Origin of the sequence: Roseovarius spongiae, assembly GCF_003651245.1 — a bacterium.
Classification (GTDB): domain Bacteria; phylum Pseudomonadota; class Alphaproteobacteria; order Rhodobacterales; family Rhodobacteraceae; genus Roseovarius; species Roseovarius spongiae.
Genome location: NZ_RAPE01000008.1, coordinates 52,165 through 63,662 on the forward strand (window position 1 = coordinate 52,165; position 11,498 = coordinate 63,662).

Here is an 11,498-nt window from a genome sequence, read left to right on the forward strand (position 1 = left end):
TACGCCACAAGGGCTTGGCGGAACCGCGATATCCCCGTAACACTAGGATAACAGGATATAACACGGCCGTTTTTTTTGAGCGCCCGCCGCAAACGCCCCGCAGAAGCGGCGAATGCAGTGCAATTGCTGAGAAAAAGCCAGGTCCATGCCGGTTTTCCTTCCATGTGCGGTGTTTTTCGCTACACTGTCTGAAAGAGCGCACATATCCCGGAATATCCCATGACCGAGGCCCTGCCCCCCTATTTCAACATCGACCCCGACCAGGCGCTCGCCGAACTCGGCGCGCCCGCCGGCACGGAACGTTTCGGCGAGATCGCCGCCGCCTGCACCCGGGGGCGCGACGACCTCGTGACCCGCGGCCAGGGCGAGGCGGGGCGCAAGGCGCTGCGCCCGTTCTCGACCTGGGAGATCACCAAGTATCTCATCCCCGTCGCCCAGGCCCATTTCCGCCGCGTGCTCAAGGCCAACCCGGACCTGCCGCAGGGGCGCAGCGAAACGCCCGGCGGGGCCAAGTGGTTCACCCTCGACGAGGTGCTGGCCCTGCGCGCGCATTTCGGCCGCGAGGGATCGAAGGCCAAGGAGTACCGCCCCTACCGCCCCGCCGGCCTGCCCGCCAAGATCGTCTCGGTCGCCAATTTCAAGGGCGGCGTGGGCAAGACCAGCACGGCGGCGCATCTCGCCATGTCCGCGGCGCTCGACGGCTACCGGGTGCTGGTGGTCGATCTCGATTCCCAAGGCTCGATGACCTCGATCTTCGGCGGCCGCGTCGAGGATGAATGGGGCACCGTCTTTCCGCTGCTGGCGCGCCACTACGCGATGCAGGCGCAGGCCGACAACCAGGCGCGCGCCGCCCGCGGCGAGGCTCCGCAGCCGCTCGACGACACGCTGGGCGAGGCGCTGGGGATCACCGCGCAGGATCTCATCCAGCCGACCCACTGGCCCAATATCGACCTGATCGGCGCGCAGCTGAACCTCTACTGGGCCGAATTTCAGGTGCCCGTCTGGCGCATGGCCGCGCGCGGCTGGAAGCTCTGGGACGCGCTCACCGACCGGCTGGCGGCGGACGGGGTGCTGGACGCCTATGACATCGTCTTCGTCGACACGCCCCCGGCGCTTGGCTATCTCACCATCAACGGGCTGGCGGCGGCCGACATCCTGCTGGTGCCGCTCGGCGCTTCCTTCCTAGAATTCGACTCTACGGGGCGCTTTTTTGACATGCTGCACGCGACATTTTCCTCGATCGAGGAGGGCGAGAACATGGCCGCCCGCGCGCTGGGGCGCGAGGGGCTGGCGTTTGAATGGGACGCGGTGCGCGCGGTGGTCACGCGCTATGACGGCGCGCAGCAGGCCGAGCTCGCCGCGCTGATGCAGGCCTATCTCGGCCCCGTGCTCAGCCCCCACCGGCAGGACTTCACCGCCCTGATCGGCCAGGCCGGCGAAAGCGTGAGCGGCATCTACGAGGCCGATTACCGCGATTTCAACCGCGAAACCTACGTGCGCGGCCGCCAGACGTTCGACGCGACCTACGCCGCCTTCAAGCGGCTTCTGATCGGCGCCTGGCGGCGCGACGAGACGCGGCGCGAAGCCGCCTGAACGCCCCGAGGAGAGCCCGATGGCCAAGCGCAAGAGACTGACGCCGCCCACCCCCGAAGAGGTGGCTTCGGGTGCAACCGGGTCGAAAAAGGGGCTTGCCCCCGGCGCCGTGACGGGCGTGGGCCCCGCCCTGTCGCCCGGTCCCGCGCAACGCGCCCCGATCGCCGACATGGCTGGCGCCGCCGCCGCCAGCGCGGCGCTCGAAGAGGTCGCCGCCGAGCTCGAAGCCGCGCGCAGCGAGGGGCGGCTGGTGCGGGCGCTGCCGGTCGGGATCGTCGATGCGGGGCACCTGATGCGCGACCGCATCACCCACGCCGTCGACGAGGGCGAGATGCAGAGCCTGATCGACAGCCTCAAGGCGCGCGGCCAGCAGACCCCGATCGAGGTGGCCGAAACCGCGCCGGGACAGTACGGGCTGATCTCAGGCTGGCGGCGGCTGGTGGCGCTGCGTTATCTCTACCAAGAGACGGGCGATCCGCGCTTCGCCAACGTCCAGGCCCTGGTCCGCCATCCCGAGAGCGCGGCGGAGGCCTATGTCGCGATGGTCGAGGAAAACGAGATCCGCGCCGGGCTGAGCTATTTCGAGCGCGCGCAGATCGTCACCAAGACCGTCGGTGAAAGGGTCTACGACACCGAGAAAGAGGCCCTGAAGGGCCTTTTCGGCTCTGCCAGCCGCGCCAAGCGCTCAAAGATCAAGAGCTTCATCCCCGTCACCCGCATCCTCGGCCCGCACCTCGAATTCCCCACCGCCATCGGCGAACGCCTGGGCCTGCGCCTCTCGGCGCGCCTCGAGGCGGAAGACGGCTTTGCCGAGCGGCTGATCGCCGAACTGGAAGAGGTGGCGCCACAGACGGAAGCGGCGGAACTGGCCCTGCTCGACCGGGCCGTGGCGGCGCGCGAGACGCGCGAGGCGGGCCGCAAGGAAACCGCCCGCCCGCGCGGCGAGGAGATCGCCCCGGACCTCTGGCTCAGCCGCGACGCGAAGGGTCTGCGCCTCAGCGGCAAGGGTCTGACCGACGCGGTCGAGGCCCGCTTGCGCGCCGTTCTCGGCGCCTGAGGATGTTTCGCGCGCGAAACATTTGCCTCAGGTTTGCCTCTGCCTTCAAGCTCCGTAATGCTCCCGATACCAGTCCACGGGGCGCTGGACGCCGGCGCGAAAGTCGGTCCGGGGCGATGGCCGGTCAGATGATGCAGCAGGTCCGCATCGGCCTAGGTCGCGGGCACGTCATCTTTTCCAGCGCGCCGATGAAGTCCAATAGCCGCAGGTTGTCGGAATTGCCGATATTGACCACGTGCTAGGGGGCCGCCGATGACAGGCTGTCGCCCGGCGCGATGGTCTCCGCGCTGTCCGGGTGTTTCGCGCGCGAAACATTTCATGCCGTATGCGTCTGGTGCGCGGAGGTGGACGAATCGCGCCCGCCTTTGGCCACGGCGAAATGCTGTCGGGCACCCGGTTTTGCGCGAAGATCCGCTGGGTTTCGCGCCTTCTGCGGGGATGGCTTTGCGGCTCGCCGGAAAACCGTGACGATCCTGCACCGCATCCGAATAAAACCAATCGGCCGGATACTGAATCGACCTATGGTTTCACCTGTTGAGTGTTTAAGGTCCACCAAAAGCAAGAAGAGACGTGAGGATACGAGGTGATCGGCAAGCATCCTGTGGTTATTGCCGCGACGGCCACTTTGGTCGCTGCCGCCCCCGTTTTGGGTGTTGCAGAAGACCTGATGACGGCCCGCACCAACAGCTACGGCACGCCCGGCGGGCTGATCGACATGCCCACCGCCGAAATGGCCCCCGAGGGGCAGCTTTCGACGACCGTGTCGGCCTACGGGCTGGGCCGCAACAACCAGACCACGCGCACCACGCTCACCTTCCAGGTGCTGCCCCGGCTCAGCGCGTCCTTCCGCTATTCCGGCATCGGCGGGCTGGTTTCGACACCGGGCCGGCCGGCCTTCACCACGCTTTACGACCGCAGCTTCGACCTGCGCTACCGCGTCCTCGACGAGACCCGCTGGCGGCCCGCAGTGGCGGTCGGCCTGCGGGATTTCATCGGCACCGGCATCTACAGCGGCGAATACATCGTCGCCACCAAGTCGCTGGGCGATCGGCTGCGCTTTTCCGGCGGCGTCGGCTGGGGGCGGCTTGGCAGTTATGCGAGCTTCGGCAGCACCGGCTCGCGCCCCAACGTGACGCTGGGCCAGGGCGGCATCCCGACCTATGACCGCTGGTTCCGCGGCGACGTGGCGGCCTTTGGCGGCGTCTCCTTCCAGGCGACCGAGCGGCTGAGCTTCGCGGCGGAATATTCCTCGGACGCCTATGACCGCGAGGTCAGGGACGGCAACATCACGCGGCGCAGCCCGTGGAACTTCGCCGCGAGCTACAAGCTGAGCGAGGCGGTCCGGCTCAGCGCCTATTCGCTCTACGGGGACGAGGTCGGGGTGAACTTCACCATCTCGCTCAACGCGCGCAAGCCGGCGGTCAAGGGCGGGATCGAGGGCGCGCCGCTGCCCGTCGCGCCGCGCGCGCCGGGCGCCGCCGCCGATCTAGGCTGGACCGCGGACCAGACGCGCGCCGCGGGCTCCATCGCCTCGGCCAGGAAGCTGCTGGCGCGCGACGGCATCGTGCTGCACGCCGTCTCGCTCGAGCCGCGCCGTGTGCATGTGCAGATCCGCAACACCCGCTACGGCATGCGCGCCCAGGCGCTCGGGCGCACCGCCCGCGCGCTGAGCCGCACCCTGCCCGCCTCGGTCGAAACGTTCACCATCACGCAGGTGGTGGACGGCGTGCCCACCAGCGCAACCACGTTCTCGCGCTCCGATCTCGAGCGGCTGGAAAACGCCCCCGCGGCCGAGATCCTCGCCGCAGCCCAGTTCACCGACGGCGCCGTCGCCGGGCCGGAACCGACCCTGCTGCCCGATGCCTATCCGCGCTTCGACTACGGCCTCGGCCCCTACCTGCGCTTCTCGGTCTTCGATCCGGAAAACCCGATCCGCTACAATGCCGGCATCCGCGCCAAGGCCGAATACCACTTCGCGCCCGGCTGGACGCTGGCTGGCTCGCTGTCGCAGAAACTGGTCGGCAACCTCGATTCGGTGTCCCTGCCCGGCCCCTCGGGACTGCCGCGGGTGCGCTCGAACGTGGCTCTCTACAACCAGACCGACACGCCGACGATCGACTACCTGACGCTGGCGAAATACGGCCGCCCCGCCAAGGACGTCTACAGCCGCTTCACTCTGGGCTATCTCGAACGCATGTATGCCGGCGCCTCGGCCGAGGTGCTGTGGAAACCGGTCGACAGCCGCTTTGCGCTCGGGGCCGAGGTCAACTACGTGCTGCCGCGCGATTACGACCAGCAGTTCGGCACCCGCACGCGGGCCACCGCCACCGGGGTGATCCCGGAATGGAACGGGCATGTCTCGGCCTATTACGACATCGGCTACGGGTTTCACACGCAGCTTGACGCGGGCCGCTACCTCGCCGGGGACTGGGGCGCGACGCTGTCCATCGACCGCGTCTTCGCCAACGGCTGGAGCGTGGGCGCCTACGCCACCAAGACCAACGTGAGCTCGGCCACCTTCGGCGAGGGCTCCTTCGACAAGGGCATCCGCATCGTGATCCCAATCGCCTGGGGCACCGGCACGCCGTCCCTGCAGAAATCCGAAACGGTGCTGAAGTCGCTGTCGCGCGACGGCGGCGCGCGGCTCGAGGTGAACGGGCGGCTCTACGAGCGGATCAAGGACACCCACCGCCCGGAAATGGCCAAGAGCTGGGGGAAATTCTGGAGATGACCTTCGCCCCGCTCATCCGCGCCGCCTGTCTCGGGCTGGCCTGCATCACCCTCGCTGCGTGCAGCAATCGCGCCGGCGGCGACGTCAACGCGCTCACCGTGGCGCAGGGCGTCTTCAAGAGCCTATTCGAGCGCGGCGGCGCCTCCGCGCCCGCCCCGGACGAGGTGGCCCGCCAGGCGGCGGGCGCGCTGGCCTCGACCACGGGGCGGGTGATCGTCGTGGCGATCCCCGAGCGCGACGTGCTCACCGTCATGCAGGAGATCGAGCGCAACGGCCCCTATATCACCTTCGGCACCGCCGACCGGCGCAGCATCACCCTGAAAGGCGGCATGGTGACGGCGACCCGGGGGCTTGGCAATGACCTCATGTCGGCGGACGTGGACGCCGTCACGGCGCTGATCCGGCGCGGCGAAACGGATGCGACGCGCCGCGTGAACCGCTATCTCGACGGCGAGAACCGGACCATCTCGCTCGCGCCCTGGTGCCAGGTCAAGCCGGCGGGCCCCGGCGCGGTGGCCCTGGGCGAAGTGCAGGCGCGCACCACGCGGATGCTCGAATCCTGCCTCGCCGACACGGGATCCGCCGACACGGCGTCGTTCCAGAACAGCTACCAGGTGGACGGCGCCGGACGCATCGTGCAGTCGCGCCAATGGATCAGCCCGCTCAACGGGTATATCGTGATCCAGTCGCTGCGGTGACGCGGGCGCGGTGACCGGGCCGTTCTTGCGGCCCTGAAGTAACAGCAGCGGGCCTTTCCCGGGCGACGGCGTCCCGGCGGCTTGAAAGACAGGGGCGATTCCGGGCTAATCTGCCGGACGGGACTGCCGGAACCAGGACGGGGACGAACACATGTTGAAACATCTGGCGCTGGCCATCGGGCTTGTTACGCTGACGGGCTGCGGGGTCGCCTATATCTCGCCCCGGGTGACGGCCGAGGAGGACAAGGTGCGGGTCGTGCCGCTCACCGCCGATTCCGTGCGGGTCGCCAACGGCTCTCCTTACCGGCCCAGGGAAATCCCGGCCGCATTCTTCGCCAACGCGGGCGGCGGCAGCGGGCTGCGCGGCGCGGGGGGCGCGCCCGCGCCCTCGATCGACCGGCAGAACCGCCCCGCCTCGATGGAGACGCGCGTTCCGCCCGCCGTCAATCCCGGCCCCTACGAGATCGGCGTCGGCGACGTGGTCCTGCTGGCCACCAAGACCGCCGGCAACACCGTCGAGGAGCTGAGCGGCCTCCTGGCGGCGCAGAACGCGCGCCAAGGCTATACCGTGCAGGACGACGGCGCGATCGCCATTCCCGACGTGGGCCGCGTGCAGGTCGCCGGGCTCACGCTCGAGGAGGCCGAGGCGCAGCTCTTCCAGAGCCTGGTCGAGAACCAGATCGACCCGAGCTTCAGCCTCGAGATCGCCGAGTTCAACTCGCGCCGCGTGGCCATCGGCGGCGCGGTCGGCCAGCCCACGGTCGCCCCGGTCACGCTGACGCCGCTCACGCTCGACGCGGCGCTGGCGGCAGCGGGCGGGATCAGAACAGAGGATCTCGACTACGCCTCGATCCGCATCTACCGCGACGGGTCGCTCTACCAGATCCCGCTCAATGAATACCTGCGCCGCCCGAACCTGCAGAAGACCCGGCTGGTCGACGGCGACAGCGTCTTTGTCGACACCGAATACGAGCTGGACAAGGCGCAGGCCTATTTCCAGGAACAGATCGCGCTGGCGCAGTTCCGCCAGCAAGGCCGCGTGCAGGCGCTGGCCGAGCTCAACGCCGAGGTCAGCCTGCGCCGCGAGGCGCTGAACGAGGCGCGCGGCAATTTCCGCGACCGGATCGAGCTGGACGCGGTGGATCGCGATTACGTCTATCTCACCGGCGAAGTGACCCGGCCCAGCCGCTTCGCCCTGCCCTTCGGGCGCGAGGCGACCCTGGCGGACGCGCTGTTCGACAGTGAGGGGTTCGACAACGAGACGGCCAACCCGAGCCAGCTCTACGTGATGCGCGGCTCGCCCGAGCCGGGCCGGCCCGATCTCGTCACCGCCTGGCATCTGAACGGGTCGAACGCGAGCAACATGATCCTCGCGACGCGGATGCAGCTGCGGCCCAACGACGTGGTGTTCATCGCCGAACAGCCGATCACCCGCTGGAACCGCGTGCTGAACCAGTTCGTGCCCTCGCTGATCACCTCGGGCACCGCGATCGCGACCCAGTAAAGCGGGCAATCGGCCCGGGCGTGTGGGTGTTAACGCGCCCCGGGCTGGTCAGCATTATGAGAATGTGATGGAAACATCCCAAATCCGTGGCGGGCTTTTTTGTGGTTCGGCTTTTCGCGGGTATTGTTTGGAACCTATAGGTAGGAAGAGCACATGAAGCCGACCTTCCACAAACTTCATCGCTCCACGCTAGGCGATCTCGTTGAACCCGGGGCGTATAGGGATCCCGTCCGCATCGGCAACCGGTCGCGCGAGGCGCTGCTGGAGGATCTGGCCTGCATGTTGCGCATCCGCAAAACCGAAGAGCAGGTCGGCACGCTGGCTGAACAGGGTATCGTCAAGACGCCGATCCACCTCGCCATCGGGCAGGAGGCGATCCCGGTGGGGCTGTCGCGCCACCTGCGCCCGAGCGATGCGGTCTTTGGTGGGCATCGCAGTCACGCGCATTATCTGGCACTGGGCGGTGATCTGGACGGACTCATCGCCGAAATCATGTGCCGCGAGACCGGTGTCGCCTCGGGGCGGGGCGGGTCCATGCATCTGATCGACCGCGCCCGCGGTTTCGCGGGGTCGGTGCCGCTGGTGGGGGCGACGATTCCGCTGGGTGTCGGGGCCGCGCTCGCGCTCAAGATGGACGGGCAGGGCGGTGTCGGGGTCTGTTATTTCGGTGACGGCGCCTGCGAGGAAGGCGTGCTGCACGAGAGCCTGAACCTCGCGCGGGTACTGAATGCGCCGGCCATCTTCGTGGCCGAGAACAATCTCTATTCCAGCCATCTGGATATCGCGCAGCGCCAGCCGAACGACCGTCTGGCGCGCTTTGCCGAGGCCCATGACATGCGCGCGCGCACCGTCGACGGCAACGATGTCTGCGCCGTGGCGGCCGCCGCCGAAGAACTGGTCGGAGCGGCGCGCGCCGGCGACGGTCCGGGGTTTCTCGAGGTGATCACCTATCGCTGGCGTGGCCATGTCGGCCCGGACGCCAATATCGACGTCGGCCTGCGTCGCAGCGCCACCGAGGTCGCTGCGTGGAAGAAGCGCGACCCAATCGCCCGGCTGGCCAGCGCATTGATCGCGGATGGCGCGCTGGACGAAGCGGGCTATGACGTGCTGAAGCAGCAGGAGCTGGAGCGCGTGAACGCGGCCATCGCCGCCGCCGAGGGTGCGGGCTTCCCTGATCCGGCCACGCTTCTCGATCACGTCTACAGCGAAGGGGCCTGAGCCATGTCAGCTGACGAAATGACTTACGCCGAAGGTATCCGGCGCGGGTTCGAGTGGCTGATGGCCAACGATCCGCGTGTCTTCACCATCGGGCAGGGCCTGTGGTCGCCGTGGTATGTCGGTGCGTCGATGACCGATCTGGACAAGAAGTTTGGCAAGGAGCGGGTGATCGACACGCCGGTGTCCGAACTGGGCACCACCGCCGCCGCCGTCGGGGCCGCGATCATGGGGTATCGCCCCATCGTCATACATCCGCGCATGGATTTCATGGTGCTGGGCACCGACCCGATCATCAATCAGGCGGCCAAGTGGTCCTATCTTTTCGCCGGGCGTTCGACGGCGCCGATCACCGTGCGCGGGATCATCAATCGCGGCGGTGAACAGGGTGCGCAGCACAGCCAGTCGCTGCATTCCTGGTATGCCCATATTCCGGGGCTGCGCGTGCTGATGCCCGCCACCGCCGACGATGCGCGCGATTTGCTGATCTGGGGCACGCTGTCGGACGATCCGGTGCTCTATATCGACGATCGCTGGCTTTATGAGCAGACCGGCGTGGTGAGTGAGGTGGACCCGGATGTGAAGCTGTCCGATGTCGGCCCGAAGCTGCGCCGCGAGGGGGGAGATATCACGCTCGTCGGGGCGGGCTGGACGGTGAAACTTGCGCTGGAGGCGGCCGAGATTCTGGCGGGCGAGGGGATCGAGGCCGAAATCGTCGATCTGCGCCAGATCAATCCGATCGACCATACCCTTGCTGCGCAATCGGTGTCGCGGACCGGGCGGTTGGTGGCGATCGACGGCAGCTGGTCCAATTGCGGGCTGTCCGCCGAGATCCTCGCCGGCGCTGTCGAGCGCGTCGCGCCCGCCAACTGGAAGGCAGCGCCGCGCCGGATCACGCTGGCCGAGGCGCCGGCCCCTGCCGCGCGCAGCCTCGAGGCGGTCTATTATCCGGATGCCGACGGGGTGGCCGAGGCCGCCCGCGAGCTGATTCACGGCTGATGGGGCAGGGCCTGCTGCGGTTTCCGGTTCTGAAGCGCGACGTGCGCCGCCTTGCCTTCGGCTGCGAGCCGCTGGGCGGTTTCAACTGGGGTGACGTCGATATCCCCGCGATCGAGGCGGCAGTGCAGGATGCGCTTGACGCGGCCGACACCCACGCGCCGATGCTGTTCGATACCGCCGACACCTATGGGCCCCACCTGTCGGAGGAACGGTTGGGCCGGTGCCTGGCCGGGCAGCGGGACCGCGCTGTGGTGGCCAGCAAGTTCGGCGTGCGCCTGACGGACGGGCGCGCGTGGTATGACACTTCGCCCGCCTATGCCGACCGCGCGCTGGATGCGTCTCTGGAACGGCTGAAAATGGAGCGGCTGGATCTCTATCAGCTGCATTGGCCCGACACCGTCACACCGCTGGCCACCAGCTTTGCCGCGCTCGAGAGGTTCCGCGAAGAGGGGCGAATCGGCGCCTATGGCGTGTCGAACGTGGCCCCTGCCGATCTGGCCTCGCTGGCCGCCGATTTTCCCGGACTGTCGAGCTTTTCCCTGAGCTACAGCCTGCTGGATCGCGACGACGAGGTCGAGATCGCGGCGCTCTGCGATGCGGGGCTGGTGTTTCTGCCTTATGGCTGTCTGGCACAGGGTCTGTTGTCGGGCAAATACGGGGCCGGCAGTGTCTTTGGCGCGGGCGACCGGCGAGCCAGCCCGAAATACCGCAATTTTCACGGTGACCGGTTGCAGCGCAATCTGCGCATTGTCGAGGCGCTCAAATCCGAGGCCACCGCACTGGCGGCGCCGGCGCCGGCGGTTGCGCTGGCCTTTGTGCTGGCGGGGTTCGACCGCTGCATCCCGCTGGCGGGTATCAAATCCGGAGATCAGCTGAATCAGTGTCTCGGCGCGCTCGATATTGCTCTGCCGGACGAGTCGCTGGCACGATTGCAAAAGGTGAGCGAGACATGAAACGTCTGTTCGATCTGATCCTCGGGGGCATCGCACTCTGTGTCTTTGCGCCGGTCATCGCCATCGCGGCGGTGCTGGTGTGGCGGCAGGACCGGCACTGGCCGTTCTATACACCGTGGCGCGTCGGGCGGTACGGTCGGCGGTTTCGCCTGTTCAAGCTGCGCTCGATGATCGTCGGGGCCGACCTGAGCCGCGTCGACACCACCACCAACGCCGATCCGCGCATCACCCGTCTGGGTCATCGCATTCGGCGCTACAAGCTGGACGAGTTGCCGCAATTCGCAAATGTGGTGTTGGGCCAGATGAGCCTTGTGGGACCGCGCCCGAACATCGACCGCGAAGTTAACCTCTATACCACCGAGGAGCGGCGCATGTTGGAGGTGCGGCCGGGCATCACCGATCTGTCGTCGATCGTGTTCTCCGATCTGGGCGAAATCCTCGAACATACCGAGGATGCGAACATCGCCTACAATCAGCTGGTGCGCCCGTGGAAGAGCCGTCTGGTGCTGTTTTACATCGACAACCGCAGCTTTGGCATGGATTTGCGGATCCTGTGGCTGACCGCTGTGGCGATGCTCGATTCGGGACGGGCGCGGGCGGGGGTGGCCGACCTCATAGCGGCGCGGGGTGCGCTGGCGGACCTCGTCGCCATCGCCCGGCGGGACGCGCCTCTGGCGCCGACACCGCCGCCGGGATCGGACCGCATCGTCACCTCGCGTGAGATTGAATAAGGCCCACGCCCTTGCGA

Annotated in this window: 10 protein-coding genes; all 10 read left to right on the forward strand. The window is 67.7% G+C overall.

Going from position 1 to position 11,498, the window contains the following annotated elements:
• Window positions 1–219 precede the first annotated feature (219 nt).
• The 10 genes from D6850_RS18235 (at window position 220) to D6850_RS18275 (ending at window position 11,481) form a co-directional block, all read left to right on the forward strand.
• Window positions 220–1,593, forward strand: a complete 1,374-nt coding sequence (locus D6850_RS18235; RefSeq protein ID WP_121169051.1) for an AAA family ATPase — start codon at window positions 220–222, stop codon at window positions 1,591–1,593.
• 19 nt (window positions 1,594–1,612) lie between these two features.
• Window positions 1,613–2,650: a ParB/RepB/Spo0J family partition protein gene (locus D6850_RS18240; protein ID WP_121169052.1), complete on the forward strand. Its 1,038-nt coding sequence runs from the start codon at window positions 1,613–1,615 to the stop codon at window positions 2,648–2,650.
• A gap of 325 nt (window positions 2,651–2,975) precedes the next feature.
• Window positions 2,976–3,188: a hypothetical protein gene (locus D6850_RS19350; RefSeq protein ID WP_147438935.1), complete on the forward strand. Its 213-nt coding sequence runs from the start codon at window positions 2,976–2,978 to the stop codon at window positions 3,186–3,188.
• 129 nt (window positions 3,189–3,317) lie between these two features.
• Complete coding sequence (locus tag D6850_RS18245; RefSeq protein WP_121169053.1) at window positions 3,318–5,381, forward strand: YjbH domain-containing protein; 2,064 nt, start codon at window positions 3,318–3,320, stop codon at window positions 5,379–5,381.
• Window positions 5,378–6,079, forward strand: a complete 702-nt coding sequence (locus D6850_RS18250) for a YjbF family lipoprotein (RefSeq protein ID WP_121169054.1) — start codon at window positions 5,378–5,380, stop codon at window positions 6,077–6,079. Before D6850_RS18245 ends, D6850_RS18250 begins: the two co-directional genes overlap by 4 nt.
• A 151-nt stretch (window positions 6,080–6,230) precedes the next feature.
• Window positions 6,231–7,583, forward strand: a complete 1,353-nt coding sequence (locus tag D6850_RS18255) for a polysaccharide biosynthesis/export family protein (protein WP_206019322.1) — start codon at window positions 6,231–6,233, stop codon at window positions 7,581–7,583.
• Between the two features lie 153 nt (window positions 7,584–7,736).
• Entirely contained in the window at window positions 7,737–8,801 is a 1,065-nt protein-coding gene (locus D6850_RS18260; RefSeq protein ID WP_121169055.1) for a thiamine pyrophosphate-dependent dehydrogenase E1 component subunit alpha, read from the forward strand.
• 3 nt (window positions 8,802–8,804) lie between these two features.
• A complete protein-coding gene (locus D6850_RS18265; RefSeq protein ID WP_206019323.1) occupies window positions 8,805–9,797 on the forward strand; it encodes an alpha-ketoacid dehydrogenase subunit beta in 993 nt (330 codons plus the stop codon).
• Window positions 9,797–10,750, forward strand: a complete 954-nt coding sequence (locus D6850_RS18270; protein WP_121169057.1) for an aldo/keto reductase — start codon at window positions 9,797–9,799, stop codon at window positions 10,748–10,750. The genes D6850_RS18265 and D6850_RS18270 overlap by 1 nt, the downstream gene beginning before the upstream one ends.
• Complete coding sequence (locus tag D6850_RS18275) at window positions 10,747–11,481, forward strand: sugar transferase (RefSeq protein ID WP_121169058.1); 735 nt, start codon at window positions 10,747–10,749, stop codon at window positions 11,479–11,481. The genes D6850_RS18270 and D6850_RS18275 overlap by 4 nt, the downstream gene beginning before the upstream one ends.
• Window positions 11,482–11,498 lie beyond the last annotated feature (17 nt).